Annotated in this window: 12 protein-coding genes; 9 read left to right on the forward strand and 3 right to left on the reverse strand. The window is 44.6% G+C overall.

Going from position 1 to position 15,414, the window contains the following annotated elements; translation table 11 throughout:
- Positions 1 to 55 precede the first annotated feature (55 nt).
- From QFZ81_RS06855 to QFZ81_RS06875, 5 genes are all read left to right on the forward strand, one after another.
- Positions 56 to 1,156 (forward strand): ABC transporter ATP-binding protein, encoded by a 1,101-nt coding sequence (locus QFZ81_RS06855; protein ID WP_307446406.1) that lies wholly within the window; start codon positions 56 to 58, stop codon positions 1,154 to 1,156.
- On the forward strand, positions 1,143 to 2,810 hold the full coding sequence (locus QFZ81_RS06860; protein ID WP_307446403.1) for an ABC transporter permease: 1,668 nt from the start codon (positions 1,143 to 1,145) through the stop codon (positions 2,808 to 2,810). The genes QFZ81_RS06855 and QFZ81_RS06860 overlap by 14 nt, the downstream gene beginning before the upstream one ends.
- 100 nt (positions 2,811 to 2,910) lie before the next feature.
- On the forward strand, positions 2,911 to 4,149 hold the full coding sequence (locus tag QFZ81_RS06865; protein ID WP_307602020.1) for an extracellular solute-binding protein: 1,239 nt from the start codon (positions 2,911 to 2,913) through the stop codon (positions 4,147 to 4,149).
- A gap of 41 nt (positions 4,150 to 4,190) precedes the next feature.
- Positions 4,191 to 5,048 (forward strand): protein phosphatase 2C domain-containing protein, encoded by an 858-nt coding sequence (locus tag QFZ81_RS06870; RefSeq protein ID WP_307446398.1) that lies wholly within the window; start codon positions 4,191 to 4,193, stop codon positions 5,046 to 5,048.
- Between the two features lie 38 nt (positions 5,049 to 5,086).
- Positions 5,087 to 6,787: a methyl-accepting chemotaxis protein gene (locus QFZ81_RS06875; protein WP_307602022.1), complete on the forward strand. Its 1,701-nt coding sequence runs from the start codon at positions 5,087 to 5,089 to the stop codon at positions 6,785 to 6,787.
- Between the two features lie 128 nt (positions 6,788 to 6,915).
- Here QFZ81_RS06875 and QFZ81_RS06880 read toward each other — a convergent pair whose 3' ends face one another.
- The 3 genes from QFZ81_RS06880 to QFZ81_RS06890 form a co-directional block, all read right to left on the reverse strand.
- Positions 6,916 to 8,307, reverse strand: coding sequence for an ABC transporter substrate-binding protein (locus QFZ81_RS06880; RefSeq protein WP_307602024.1), 1,392 nt, complete (start codon positions 8,305 to 8,307; stop codon positions 6,916 to 6,918).
- An 87-nt stretch (positions 8,308 to 8,394) separates the two neighbouring features.
- Entirely contained in the window at positions 8,395 to 9,216 is an 822-nt protein-coding gene (locus tag QFZ81_RS06885) for a carbohydrate ABC transporter permease (RefSeq protein WP_307602026.1), read from the reverse strand.
- Entirely contained in the window at positions 9,213 to 10,172 is a 960-nt protein-coding gene (locus tag QFZ81_RS06890; RefSeq protein WP_307446387.1) for a carbohydrate ABC transporter permease, read from the reverse strand. The genes QFZ81_RS06885 and QFZ81_RS06890 overlap by 4 nt, the downstream gene beginning before the upstream one ends.
- Before the next feature lie 207 nt (positions 10,173 to 10,379).
- On the opposite strand from QFZ81_RS06890, the gene QFZ81_RS06895 reads away from it, so the two are divergent.
- The 4 genes from QFZ81_RS06895 to lplT all read left to right on the forward strand — a co-directional run bounded on the left by QFZ81_RS06895 (position 10,380) and on the right by lplT (position 15,414).
- Positions 10,380 to 11,111, forward strand: coding sequence for a glycerophosphodiester phosphodiesterase (locus QFZ81_RS06895; protein ID WP_307446384.1), 732 nt, complete (start codon positions 10,380 to 10,382; stop codon positions 11,109 to 11,111).
- A 41-nt stretch (positions 11,112 to 11,152) separates the two neighbouring features.
- Entirely contained in the window at positions 11,153 to 11,536 is a 384-nt protein-coding gene (locus QFZ81_RS06900; RefSeq protein ID WP_307602028.1) for a VOC family protein, read from the forward strand.
- A gap of 535 nt (positions 11,537 to 12,071) precedes the next feature.
- Entirely contained in the window at positions 12,072 to 14,231 is a 2,160-nt protein-coding gene (locus tag QFZ81_RS06905; RefSeq protein ID WP_307602030.1) for an AMP-binding protein, read from the forward strand.
- A 13-nt stretch (positions 14,232 to 14,244) separates the two neighbouring features.
- The gene (gene lplT / locus QFZ81_RS06910; RefSeq protein ID WP_307446377.1) at positions 14,245 to 15,414 is read left to right on the forward strand and encodes a lysophospholipid transporter LplT; all 1,170 of its coding nucleotides are present in this window, start codon (positions 14,245 to 14,247) and stop codon (positions 15,412 to 15,414) included.

The following is a 15,414-nucleotide window of genomic DNA, read 5'->3' on the forward strand; positions in this document are numbered from 1 at the left end:
GGTGCCTTACTGTAACGGTCTAGGCACCTTTTTTTAGACATCGGAGGTAAATAACATGCAAAAAATCGTCTTTGACCACGTGACTAAATATTTCGGAACCGCCAAGGCGGTCAATGATGCTCACTTAACAATCCAAGAAGGGGAATTCTTCACCTTACTTGGACCAAGTGGATGCGGAAAAACAACGCTGCTGCGGACAATTGCCGGCTTCTACCGCCAAGAAGAAGGCGATATTTACTTCGGTGATCGTAAGATTAATGATGTGCCGACACATGAAAGAAACATTGGGATGGTTTTTCAAAACTATGCGATTTTTCCACATATGACCGTGTTTGAAAATGTGGCTTATGGATTAAAGGCTCGGAATGTGAATAAGAAAGAAATGGAACAGCGCGTAATGGAAGCGTTGGAGATGGTTCAGCTGCAGCACTTGCGAGATCGTGTTCCTTCTAATATGAGCGGCGGTCAGCAGCAGCGGATTGCTTTGGCACGAGCTATCGTTATTCGTCCAGGCTTGCTATTAATGGACGAACCTTTATCCAACCTTGACGCCAAATTACGCATCAAGATGAGATCGGACATCCGGAGGCTGCAAAAGGAACTGAACATTACAACGATTTATGTAACGCATGATCAGGAAGAAGCTTTGGCTGTTTCCGACCGCATTGCCGTAATGAGTGAAGGTATCATTCAACAAATTGCGCCTCCAGAGGACATTTATGCCTATCCAGCTAACCAATTTGTAGCTAACTTTATTGGTACATCGAACTTTATCGAGGCTGAGTGCCGCGGCAGTAAAAGCGATCAAGGCGAAGCGGAGATTCAACTGCTTGGAACGTCCTTCCTACTGCCTCTCTTGAAGCCATACGAAGGGAAATCGCTGTTTTCGCTGCGTCCCGAGCGTATTCGGCTAGAATCCGAGAACACAGGCGAGAATTTGATTCGAGGTACTGTCGAATCTGTTACTTTCCTTGGTGAAAAAGTAAGCTATTTAATTGAACTTCCAAATGGCTTTGTGATCGACGTTCAAGAGCATGCTGTAGAACCGCATCAGCTGCGTAAAGTGAAACAGGTTGTTTATGTGAATTTACAGCTAGATAAAGCAACGATGTTTGATGAAAGCGGCAAGGAGGCGGTCTACCGTGCAAGCCGTTAAGAGAAGCCGGTGGTTCTCCTTCAAACAATGGGACTTCTGGTCTTGGGTGACATTGTTTGTGTATCTCTTTCTACTCGCTTTTATCGTATACCCTTTATTCTCCTTGCTGTTCAACAGCTTTTTTAATGACCAAGGGATGTTCTCATTAGCCAATTACGCGAATTTCATCAAGCTGAAGTATTATTACAGTGCGCTATGGAACAGTTTGAAGGTATCCGTACTTACAACGGTGTTCTCTATCCTAATAGGTGTTCCTCTCGCGTATATCACGACTCGCTACAATGTGAAATTTAAAGGCATTATTCAAATTCTTGTAATTATGTCCCTACTTTCCCCTCCTTTTATCGGAGCGTATTCTTGGATTTTGATGTTAGGGAATAACGGCTTTCTAACACGCTTCCTGCATGATATTGGGATTCCATTTTCCTCTATATATGGATGGAAGGGCATTGTATTCGTCTTTACACTTCAGTTCTATCCGCATATTTATTTATATGTTTCTGGTGCACTAAAAACGATTGATACTTCGCTCGAAGAAGCGGCAGAAAGCTTGGGACGTTCAAGCTTCCACAGGCTTCGTACCGTTACAATTCCGTTGATTTTTCCTACACTGTCAGCTGGCGCATTAATGGTGTTCATGGCGTCGTTCGCAGATTTTGGTACGCCGATGCTGCTGGGCCAAGGTTTCAAGGTATTGCCAATCTTAGCCTATGAGCAGTTCATCAGTGAGATGGGTGGAAACCCCGCCATGGCTAGTACGTTAAGCGTGATCCTTATCATTTGTTCTACGAGTATTTTGTTTCTTCAACGATACTTTGTCTCCCGCAAAAATTATACGATGACGGGTATGCGTACACCGAAAGTAGAAATACTGGCGCCGCTGAAGAAATGGCTGTTTACTGGCTTTGCTTTGTTGGTCGCATGTGTATCGATTATTCCTCAGGCGACGGTCATTGTGACCTCCTTCATCAAAACAAAAGGACCGGTATTTCAAACTGGATTTAGTCTAGATAGTTATAAAGAAATTTTATTCCGCGTACCAAAGGCGATCTTGAATACGTACACCTACTCCTTAATATCCATCGTGATCATGGTCGTGATGGGGATGCTCGTAGCCTACGTGTTGGTGCGCAGGAAATCGAAGTTAACGGCGATGCTCGATTCCTTAATCATGATACCTTATGTCATGCCGGGAACTGTTCTGGGGATCAGCATGATCATTGCTTTTAATAAACCTCCTGTAGTGCTAACGGGGACATGGGTCATTCTGGTCATTGCTTATGTGGTACGCAAGCTGCCATACACGATTCGTTCCAGTACGGCGATCTTGTATCAATTGGATCGCAGCGTAGAAGAAGCTTCGATCAGCCTTGGCGTTCCACCGATGAAGACATTCTTCAAGACAACGGGACGTTTGATGGCACCCGGTGTTTTGTCCGGAGCGATTCTGAGCTGGGTCACGACCATTAATGAATTAAGTTCAACGATTGTTCTTTATTACGGGGCGACAGCAACCATTACCGTGACGATTTACAGTGAGGTATTTACCGCTAACTACGGTACAGGTGCAGCGCTGGCATCAATCCTGTCCCTCACCACGTTAATTTCCTTGATCATAGCTAATAAGCTTAGCAAGAAGGGGCTGCAGTTGTAACGGCTTGAGTGAAAAGCGTCTTTCATGAAGGCTCATGATTTCGGGAACCTGTCGTGCTACAATGAAAATGATTGTCATGATGAGCTTACCAGGAGGAACCATGAAGCTAAATAGATGGATAATTTGGGCCATAGCGTTACAACTGATCCTTATAATTGCTACCTCATTTATGTTTAATAATAAGAAATCGACGACTACAAGTGAAGAATCTGTTCGTGGAACGGCTCTATCCATCTGGGTATATAGTGAAGGCTTGGAAACCTCTATTAATGAGTTTCATCAAACGTATCCGAATATTGATGTGGATGTGAGATACTTCCGCTCGAGTGATCATTTATTTACGGAGTTAATGGCGGCAATATCCGCTAATGCAGCGCCGCAGCTTGCTGAAATTAAAAGCTTTTATGGGATTGCCCAGCTAGTGGATGCCGGAGCGGTGCTTCCCGTAGATAATTTATCCATACCGGAATGGAAGAAGCTGCAGCCAACGTTTACCGAGCCTTTCCATTATTCGGACCTAGATTGGGCGGTGCCGATCGGTGGAAGCATACCTATGCTTTATTACCGGGAGGAACTGCCCAAGAACTCTCAAAAGGGTTCGTTTACCGGATGGGGTGAAGTGTCGAATGCTGCAATGGAAACAAACTTGGTTGGGAACGACGGAGGTATTAAGGGGCATTGGGGGATTGCCATCGACAAGGAATTGCCTTGGTATCTAGATAGCTTAAATGTAAAGGAAAACCATGGCGAAACTGAGGAATATGGTAAGTTCAACTCTGCGATATCGATGTGGGGAGAGTGGGTTCATAACTTGAAAATTATGAAGCCAATCACTCACCGTCGGGCTGCGAGTGATTTTATTAATGGAAAAATCGGTTTATTCCTAAGTACTTCTGAACAGCTGATGACGGTAGAACGATATATTGGAGGTAAGTTCCAATATAATGCCCAGTTGTTACCGGGCCTGGAACAACAGGGAATTGTGCCGAGTATCGATGGGATGATTGTTTTAAATCCAACACCAACCAAAGTGAAAGCGGCTAACAGCTTTATTTCCTATATGATCAGTGATACCACGCAAAATGCTTTATGGCGCAGCAATGGTTTAATTCCTTCGCGTTCCGATGTCCTACTGAAGCTGCAAGAAGAAGGGCAGTGGAATGCGAGTCAAAAGATGATTCTTGATTCGGTGCGTATGTTCTCGGCCAAGAAACCCGCAAAGATGGACTTCGAACGGTGGAGCTACACGCAATCCATGCTGGAGCAATTAGAGCAAGATACAAACCATGCGAAGGAAAAGTATTTTGAGGAAGAATACGAGACTTGGCTTCGCAAATAGACGAAGAATATACAGACATGAGATGAAGGTGGCGTACAACTATGCATGTAGAAAAAATATCCTTACCGGGTAGCGGTGAATGGAATGAAGATGCACTCGTTGACAATGAACAGTTACATTTATTTGGGGTACTGGACGGTGCAACTTCTCTGCATCCCTTTCGTGGTCCTAACAAAGAAACGGGGGGGTACTTGGCCTCACAAGTGATCAGACAGTATTTGGAGTCGCTTCAAGCGGAGGATGTCGCTGATTTGGATCTCAAGCAACTGGTTGTCCAGGCGAATATCCGATTGAGGGAGAAAATGGAAGCAGCCGGCATCCATACATCGGATAAAGCTGCTTTATGGACGAGTTCGCTCGCTCTCATCCGAATTGAGGATAACTATATCGATTATGCACAGGTTGGAGATTGTATGATCGTGGCAGTTTATCAGGACGGGTCGCTTCGGACGATTTCGCGTGATCAGGTCGCGCATATTGATCTTGAATCCAAACACATTTGGGAGCAAGGCATCGAGAATGGCATTGTGAAGCGAGAGGACCTTTGGGAACTCGTTAAACCGATCATTTTACAAAATAAATCGAAGATGAATACGATGGCCGGCTACTCTGTTATGAGCGGTGAACCGCATCTGGCTGAATTCATCGAATACGGTAGAATCAACCGCATTCAATTGAAGTCATTGCTGCTTGTTACCGACGGTCTTTTCCCGCATACGGAACGCGGAGGCGAACCGATTGACGTCATTCAGGAGTTGACCACTTCTATTACAAATAGCACATTGGCCGGTTATGCGGATTGGTTGTTCAATCTTGAATCAGATGATAAGGATTGCCTGCGTTACCCTCGTTTCAAGGTATCGGATGATAAGACAGGGATATGGATTCAATTTGAATAGAGTAAGCAGCCATTTTATTAATAGAAAGTAGTTGATATATGAGATTATCTGTCGGAAAAAAAATCATGCTTGGGATTGCCATCATTTTTGTGTTAATGCTTATCATGGCTCTATTTTCAATCAATCGAATGAATATCATGAAGGAACGAATTGATTCCATAACGGCTGTCTCTTTGCCCGGCGTAGAGTTAATCAATGAGTTGAATTTCGAGGTGGAGCATGTCATGCGGTTGACAATGATGCATCTAGAAGAAACGCTCAAGACCGGTAAAGACAGACAGGAAAGCAGTATTGCTCAAGTATACCGAAAAATTGATCTAACCATGACCGAGTATGATAAAAAGGTCGTCTTGGAAGAAGATCGAAAAAATATCGATGATTTTAAACTTAAATGGAACGAATATAAAGACATCAACAAACAGATTTTAGAAGCAAGTCAAAATAAGAATGGCGCCAAAGCTGCACAATTGCTTGCAGAAGCAGAAGGGCTAAATGTGAGTGTCCAGGCCATTTTTGACAAAATGAAAATATATAATAAAGGCGAGGCCGTTCATGCGACTAATGAAGCCATCGGTGCTTTTTCTTCCGCCAAGACGGGTCTGACCTTATTGTTGATCTTTAGCTTGCTTACAGCGGCAGCAGTCATTGTGAGTGTTCATCTTCTAGTTTCCAAAACCTTACATAAGGTTACTTCCCATATCGTTCAAGTAGCCAAAGGGGAACTAGATGTCCAGCCTTTAAAAGTAAGAAGCAAGGACGAGTTGGGGCAATTGGCCAAGGCAGCCAACGACATGGTTGTTCATTTGAGGGAAACTCTGCAGCAAACGGCAGCAACTTCTGCTCAGGTCGCTGTTTTATCCGAAGAGCTTGCAGCAAGTGCTAATCTAACAGCCGCCTCTTCGAGACAAGTTGCTACTGCCGTACAAGAAGTTGCTGGAGGGGCTGCTGATCAGCTCATCAGTACGGAAGAAGCAGCGAAGGCGATGGAAGAAATGGCGACAGGAATCGGACGAATTGCAGAAACGTCATCCGTCGTTTCGGAAAAGTCCGTTGAAACCTCAACGCAGGCCGAGCAAGGAAATGAAGCTATCCGTCAAGTCGTTGCTCAGATGGGATTAATCCAAGATTCAGCAACTACAACGGCAGACTTTGTTGGGCGACTGGGGCGGCGATCGGAGGAAATTGGTGCGATTGTATCGATGATATCTGACATTGCAACCCAGACAAACTTATTGGCACTGAATGCCTCCATCGAAGCAGCAAGAGCGGGTGCAGGAGGAAGAGGGTTTGCGGTTGTCGCGAATGAAGTGAAAAAATTATCTGCACAATCCAGTTCATCCGCTAACGAAATTGCTGCGTTAATCCATGAAATTCAAACAGAAACAAGGCACGCTGTAGAAGCGATACAATCCGTTACTCGTGAAGTTACGATAGGTATCTCTGTGGCTGAAACGACTAGTGAAAAGTTCGGTTCCATACTCGATTCTATTCAGCATATCAACAACGAAATTCAAGAGGTTTCAGCGATCTCAGAGCAAATGGCCGCCTCATCCGAGCAAATCACTGCATCTATTATCTCAACTGCATCGATTGCCAGAAATGCTAATGATAATACCCAGTCAGTAGCCAGCGCATCTGATCTGCAGTTGGTTTCCATGGAAGGTATTTCCTCATCCGCCTCACATTTGTCTGGTATGGCTGAAAGTTTGAAGCACTTGATCCTCAAGTTCAAGCTGTGATTACTTGTGCTAAAAGTGTCTAAGATCTAACTGTTAATAGTTAGGTCTTTTTTTTGTGCGAAAACTGGCGTCGGTAGTACCGACGCCAGTTATCTCCCTAATTGCTATTTCTGCTGGTTGTTTGCAAATTACTTCACTGTCTTATTATAAGCGGCAATTTTCTCCGAGATGTTCTTCGCAGCAGCGTCCAGGGCTTCTTTCGGCGCCTTCTTACCTGTAAGAGCTTCTTCGATCGCGGTTTCTACAAGCTGACGCGCTTCTGGGAATACACCCATTACTGCACCTTGTGTGGCTTTATTAGCTTTTGTATTGTGCAGTTGATCAATTGCGGTTTGGAATTGCGGGTATTTAGCAAGGTTATCCTTCACCAACTGCTCGTCGTAAGCTTTCTTCGTAATTGGGAAGTAGCCAGTGTTGACGTGCCACCAAGCTTGTGTTTGTGGTTTTACCAGGAATTTAATGAACTCCCATGCGCCTTTTTGCTCAGCTTCGGATTTGTTATTTAAGATGTAGAGACTTGCACCACCGACAACAACACCGCCATCTTTTGCATCAGCTGGTTTAGGCAGGGTGCTGGTTCCGACTTGGAATTTAACGTCAGCACCGCTCACGATCCCGCGTAGTGAGGCTGTGGAATCTAAAGTCATAGCGACTTGGCCAGCCAAGAATGCTTTCTTCGTATCATCCGTTTTGCGACCAAGGTTAGTAGCTGTTTTGCTGTCAACCATTTGCTTCCACCACGTCAAAGTCTTCACGCCTGATTCACTATTGACCATGGATTCCGTAGCTGCGGCTGTACGACCGTTACCATTGTTAAGGTATTCGGCACCTTGTCCAGCAAAGAACTGCTCCATGAACCAACCATAGATAGCGAAGGATGCGCCTGCTTTACCGTCTTTGCTTAATGCTTGAGAAGCTTTGGTGACATCTTCAAAGGTCGTTGGCGGCTTTTCGGGATCAAGACCGGCAGCTTTAAACATGTCTTTGTTGTAATAGAGGATTGGATTCGATGTGTTGAAAGGCATGGAATACAGTTTGCCATCGAATTTATAGTAATTCAGAATATTATCTTCAAGTTGGGAGAGATCGAATTGATCAGCATCGACATACTTTTGAACTGGCGTAATGGCTTTGGAGTCGATCATGAAACGGGAGCCGATTTCGTATACTTGAATAAGAGAAGGACCGCTTTTGCTATCCATAGAAGCTTTCATTTTATTTAAGCTTTCATCGTATGTGCCTTGAAAAACAGCTTCAACTTGAACATCTTTCTGGGAAGAGTTGAAGTCTGTTACAAGTTTATCTACAGCTTTGCCGAGCTCACCGCTCATCGAGTGCCACCAGATAACTTTAACCGGTTCAGCCGATTTTTTTGTTTCTGCGGCAGCAGGAGAAGCGGATGATTTGACATCTGCTGTACTGCCAGATGTAGTCGTTTCAGCCTTGCCGCATGCGCTAGTCAATAGCACCATGAGTGCTGTTATTGCGATAGCAGAACTTCTCATTTTCAATGTCTTCATTTTTTTTGTTTCTCTCCCTTATCATTTCTATATTTATGGAAATCTGGGTCAGCTTATTGCTGAGCAGAGCAGCCATCTCGCATGGGACTAACCTTTTACAGCACCAGCCGTAAGTCCTCGAACGAGCTGCTTCAATCCGAGTACTAAAAGCAATAGAGAAGGCAGCAAGACGATAGTTACACCTGCTAAGACCAAGTTCCAAACAGTTAATTCTTCGAATTGAAGCATGGCGATACCAATTTGAACCGTTCGCATTGCCTCGCTGTTCGTGATGAGAAGTGGCCATAAGTACATGTTCCACGAGCTAAGGAACGCATAGACGGCAAGCGTTGCAAGTGCTGGGCGACCTAAGGGCAGTACAATTCGGAAAAAGCAGCGAAAGTGTCCACAGCCATCAATCCGCGCTGCTTCAAACAGCTCCTTAGGCAGCTGTAAGAAAAATTGGCGCAACAGGAAGGTGCCGAAAGCAGTCGCCAGGAATGGAACGGTTAAGCCCTGAATGCTATCGAGCCAGTCCCATTTTTTGACTGTCAAATAGTTGGGAATGATGGTGACTTCCCATGGAATCATCATGGTGGCCATGAATATCGCGAAGATGGCGGCTTTACCCTTGAATCGAATGTTAGCAAAGGCGTAAGCGGCCATACTGGAAGTAATGAGCTGTCCAGCCGTAATGATGATCGAGACGACCAAACTGTTGGCTATAAATTTGCCGATGGGGACTAATTGGAACACGGCGACTATACTGCCGATATAAAAGCTGCTCGGCCAGAAGCGGGGCGGATAGGCAGAAGCTTCCTCAGGTGTCATGAATGCTGTAGTAAACGTATAAAAAATAGGGTACAGCACGAGTGCAGCGGATATGATCAGCAGAACATAAACGAAGGTATTTTGTAATCGATGGGTCATTGATAGTGCACATTCCTTTCAAAAACTTTAAATTGCACAACGGTGAAAATTAGGATGATAGTGAACAGGACAAGTGCTTGAGCACTACCCGTCCCGAATCGGAAGTTAATGAAAGCATCCTGATACAAGCTGTATACAAGGACATCTGTGGAATTAACAGGACCGCCTTTGGTCAAAATGTGAATCTGTCCGAAGGACTGAAATGCACCTATAATCGACACAATGGTGACGAAGAACACCGTCGGTGAAAGCAAGGGGAATATGATTTGGATAAAGGTACGGAATGGACCTGATCCGTCGATTTTGGCGCTATCATAGATCTCTTCTGGAATTCCTTGTAGGCCACTTAGAAGAACGATGTAAGTAAAGCCAAGATTCATCCAGACCGTCATCATAGAAACGGAAAACAGTGCCCAACTTGGATCTGTTAACCAAGCCACTGGCTCTAAGCCAACAATGCTCAGCAAGTAATTCAACATTCCGACACTTGGGTGAAATAGCATGATCCAGATCACCGCAGAGGTTCCTACGGACAGAACAACAGGCAGCGAGAAGATGAATTGGAAGATCCTCATGCCCTTCAAATGATTGTGTGTAAGTGCGGCGAGCAAAAGCGCAAGAGCAATGCCGGTTGGCACGGTAAGAAGTGTAAAAAGACCTGTGACTTCCAAACTTTTATAAAATCGCTCGGAAGTAAAGATAGCAATGAAGTTATCGAAACCAACGTAAGAAGCAACCCTTCCTCGCGGATCAGTCTCGTGAAAGCTCAAATAAAAAGTTTGAAGCAGGGGGTAAAAAAGAAAGATAGCAAACAGCAAAAGCGAAGGGAGTAAGAAAACATAACCAAGCAGCGTTTCCGCTAATTTCTGATTGATAAGCGCACGGGGAGGTTGCCCGGCTTTTACGTTTGTTTTGGTTGTTGTTGATAGTGGTAAATCTCTATCCATCGTATTCATGCGTTGCTCCTTCACGAACGTTATTAGACTAGTACTATGCTATTAGCTTAACGATGCTTTATTTGACCCATGTTAAATACAGATTAATTTATTGTGTATTTATCCAACTTATTTACGTAACCTTTACGAATAAATACTGGGCAAGAGCGAGCCGTTTCATCTATAATTTGAGCATAGTAGAAGCTTACAAGTTGGGAGTGACAAACAATGAACAAACATCAACCGATTGTAATTGGACATCGCGGAGCGGCTGGGGAAGCGCCGGAAAATACGCTGGCTTCTTTTTCATTAGCTATGGAGCAAGGGGCAGAAGGTATCGAACTAGATGTACATATAACGAAGGACGGAGAGATTGTCGTCTGTCATGATGCTACGCTCGATCGAACGACGAATGGTTCCGGATTTATTTGCGAACACAAATGGAGTGAGTTGAAGTCGTTGGATGCTGGGTCTTGGTTCTCAGAGGCGTTCACTGGGGAACGGTTACCACTTTTGCGTGAAGTATTCGATTTATTGCCGCGAGGGTTCTTCATCAATGTGGAAGTGAAGCATGCTTATGAAGGACGAATGGAGAAGGCGCTTCTAGCATTTTTACGTGAAAGCAGCCGAATGGAGGATGTGGTCATTTCTTCTTTCGATCACAAGGTGATTCGCCGAATTAAGCAGGCTGAGCCTGGGGCGAAGGTAGGGTTGTTATACGCTGCAAACCTTATTGATCATACTGCTTATACAGGCCAAATGGGTGTAGATGTGTTTTCGTTGCATCCTCATCACCAATGCATTGAACAAGGAGATGTTGCAGCGGCAGTATCCTCTGGGCTTGCTGTTTATCCTTATACGGTAAATGACTTGGCCGATTATCATAGGATGATTGCTTCCGGTGTTTCAGGAATAATTACTGATTACCCAGCTAGGCTAAGGGAGCTAATAAACCTATAGTATGGTAGAATATGGGTATCACAGTTTGGAAGGGGAGACGTATGAGCGAAAACAGTTTAACTCAAATTGGGCAAATCTCAGTAAATGCAGCTGACATTCCTAGAGCCGTTGCTTTTTACCGCGACACATTAGGCATGAAGTTTTTGTTTCAAGCTCCTCAAATGGCTTTTTTTGATTGCAATGGCATTCGATTGATGCTAAGCCTTCCTGAAAAACCTGAATTTAATCATCCTAGCTCTGTCATTTATTATAAGGTTGGGGACATTAGGCAGGTCTATGAGGCTTTTCTAGAACGAGGAGTGTCTTTTATTAGTGAGCCGCATGTGGTAGCCAATATGGGCAGCTTCGATATTTGGATGGCTTTCTTTCAGGATACAGAGGGAAATACCTTGGCGATTACCAGTGAAGTCCCTAATGGAAATTAAAATGTTAATAGAGAGAGACCTTTGCAGTTGGATGCATGGGTCTTTTTTTATAAAGATCGTCCGTCAGTGAACTGGTGTTCGCTATTTCGCTCAAATGATGTAGAATCAAGCGGAAAAAGTGGAAATAGCGAATCGTCGTTCCTCTTCGAGCCGGAAAACTGCTATTTATAAACAAAATAGCGAACTGACGTTCCGCCAAATAAACAAATAGATCGAGGATAAACCTTCGTTCTTCTTATTACAGAAGTTTGCATGGAAATAAGCAAATAACGTCTTATTTTCAAGGCGTTAGCGTCAAGTAAAAGATTCCTCCAAGAGCGGGTACTACGCAAAGTTAGTACTATCAGATTCCAGGCAAATGCATACAATGGAATTATGATCAGGTATTAAGAGAAGCCCAAAAGCTTATGCGTCCGAATCCAGTTTAGCCAAAGCAAAGCTCAGCCCAAGCTTACTAAGATAGCTTGCTAAGTAAAGCTCAGCCGTTGCTTACGAAGATAGCTTTGCTAAAGCAAAGCTCTTAGGAGGAGTCCCAATGATCAAATGGTTGTATGTTGCTCTGTTAAAGCTGTTGCTTCCCCTATTGCGTCCAGTTTTGATGACAAGCTTTAAGGTTAAAGTCAGGGGGATGGAGCGGCTCGATTTGACGGAGAAAACGGTGCTTATTCCTAATCACGTATCTTTGCTGGATGCAGTGCTTTTAGCTCTGATACTGCCGAAGGAAGTAGCATTTGTTGTAAACACAAGGATTGCAAAGCGTTTTGCTTGGCTGCTCCTTTTTCGGACGCATATCTCGGTAGATCCGTTGAACCCCTACTCCGTGCGAAAGATGCTGAAAACCGTGCAAAATGGAATACCGCTTGTTGTTTTTCCAGAAGGGCGAATCACAACAACTGGGGGCATGATGAAGGTGTATGGCGGGATTGGTTACATTGCTCTGAGATCACAGGCACGCATGCTGCCAATTGCGATAAATGGACTTGAGCATTCGAAATTATCTTATCTTCGCGGCAAATTGAAGCAGATCTGGTTTCCGGCAGTGAGCATTACGTTTGGCGAAGCTTTTCAAGTACCCATGAGTGAACATATCTCGAGGCGAATTCAGAAGGAGCGGGCAACGGATATCATTCGCAGCCGCATGCAGAATCATTTGCTGGAAAGCCGAATGAAGCCTGAGCTTAATTTATTCAACGAGTTGCTAATAGCTGCCAAACTTCATGGCAAATCTATGGTAATTTGTGAAGATATCATAAGTGATTCCGCATTAACATACCGCAAATTACTGCTCACAACGTATACGATGGCGGGGCTTCTAAAGCAGCTTCTTAAGGAACAGAACCGTACTGCAGTGTTATTGCCTAATGCTGCGGCACATGTAGTTACCTTGTTTTCATTATTCCGATTAGGAGTAACACCGGCGGTATTGAATTATTCTGCTGGAAAGCAGACGATGTTGGATGCTTGCGAAACAGCCGCTGTAAAGACGGTAATTACGTCCAAAGCGTTCATCGACAAAGCAGGACTTGCCGATTTTATCGATACCGCTAGCGGCGCTTTCAAGATTGTTTATCTAGAAGATGTTAAACAAAGTATCACTTTTAAACATAAATGTGCCGGTATTTATCACTATATACGGAAAGTTCACGGACCGGTTGGCTCAGGAAAGAACGAGGTTGTTCTTTTTACATCAGGCAGTGAGAGTAAACCGAAGGGTGTCGTCCTTACACACCGTAATATATTTGCTAATATACAGCAGGCTAAGGCTGTAATTGCCTTTAACGGATCGGACATTGTGCTGGGCACGATGCCGATGTTTCATTCCTTTGGATTGACCGCGGGAACGATGCTGCCCATACTTTCCGGTATGAAACTGGTGCTCTACCCTAATCCCTTACATTATAAAGTCATTCCGGAGCTAGTCTACGATCGAAATATTACGATTCTGTTTGGGACTTCAACTTTTCTTTCGGCCTATGCGAGAACAGCGCATCCGTATGATTTTGCCCACTCCCTCAAATATGTCGTGGCTGGTGCTGAGAAGTTGAAGGAGGAAGTCCGGCAAACCTGGTCCGATAAATTCGGGATTCGTATTCTGGAGGGGTATGGCACAACGGAGACAGCGCCCGTCATTTCGCTTAACACACCGATGTATGCAAAGAAGGGTACTGTGGGGCGATTGCTGCCAGGTATGGATTACCGTTTGGAAAAGGTGGAAGGAATTGAGCTTGGCGGTAACTTGTTGGTGAAGGGGCCGAATGTGATGAAAGGTTATCTCATTCATGGTCAAGGCTTCGTCCCTTGCCCGGAGTGGTATAGCTGCGGAGATGTTGTTCTGATGGATGATCAAGGGTATATCTCGATTCAAGCAAGGTTGCAGTCTTTTGCCAAAATTGGTGGGGAGAAAGTGTCACTGCCGATGGTGGAGGAGCTTGTAACTGCAAGCTTGCCGCCTCAGGCGATGTGCGCAGCGGTTAGTACGCCGGATATGCGTAAAGGGGAGCGGATTGTTGTCTATCATAATATCCCCGGTGTCCAGCTTCAGCAAATCAGGGAGTCGATGAAACAGCATGGTCATCCCTCCTTCTACATGCCTTCGGAGCTTCGTTATGCCGAAAAATTGCCGCTTCTAGGAAGCGGGAAAGTAGACTATGTGACGCTCAAACGATCGGCGCTAAAGGATGATCATGAAACCTAAGGAGCGAAATGTTATGAAAATGAATCCACTTCAGACGCTGTATGTGACGCAATTTCTTTCCGCTTTTGCCGATAATATGATTCTCTTCATTACCTTGGCGATCATTAAACAAAATGCATTCCCTGATTATTATATTGGCGTTGTGCAAGCCTGCTTTCTTATTGCCTTCGTCATTTTCGCACCATTCGTTGGGGCCTTTGCAGATAAAAATGCGAAATCCCAGGTCCTTCTCGTCGGAAACGCCATCAAAGCCTTTGGTATTATAGCTCTGTTCTTGCATCTTGATCCTGCTGTCAGCTACGGAATTGTCGGGATAGGAGCCGCGGTATATTCACCGGCCAAATATGGCATCCTGCCTTCGCTTACGCATTCGGAAAGCGAGCTGCTGAGAGCTAATGCACGTATTGAGGGCTACACGATTATGGCTATTCTCATTGGCTCTGTGTGTGGCGGTGTTTTGGCGAAAATCTCGCTTACCGGGTCTATTGTTGCTTGCTTCGCGCTATACTTGATTTCATTACTTTTAACGCTGCAAATTCCTAGAATTTCAGGCAATTCGAGCATACGCTACGTCAAAGAGGCCAAGGCATTCCTAACGGATATGAAGCTCTTGTTAAAAGATCGTACGACTCGCTTTTCTCTAGTAGGTACGGGCTCATTCTGGATGACTTCCTCCGTCGTCCGTCTTGCGATTATTGCATGGGTGCCGGCGCATCTAGGCATACAGTCTGTCGATCAGATTTCGATGCTTGTTGCCGTCACGGGCATAGGTATTATGGTCGGAGCGCTCATGACGCCCAAATTGGTTCCGGCACGCAAATATTATAATTCCTATGTATTTGGGATTGTAATGATTATCAGTATATTACTGTTCCCTCTTATTACTAACTTATATGTCACCATAGGTCTTCTGCTTCTAGTTGGCTTCAGCGGCGGCGTATTTATCGTACCGATGAATACCGTGCTTCAAGATAAAGGCCAGGGAATGGTGGGGGCTGGCAAAACAATTGCTGTACAAAATTTCCTTGAAAATTCAATGATGCTCGCAGGTGTAGGCATATATACACAAATATCCAAGGATGGATTATCACCTGATATCTCGATCACGGGAATTGCTGTTATACTCGCTGGCTTCGTAGGATATCTGATTATACAGCGTCAACGCTTGAAAATCGTCGTATAA

Origin of the sequence: Paenibacillus sp. V4I9, from assembly GCF_030817295.1 — a bacterium.
Lineage (GTDB): Bacteria > Bacillota > Bacilli > Paenibacillales > NBRC-103111 > Paenibacillus_E.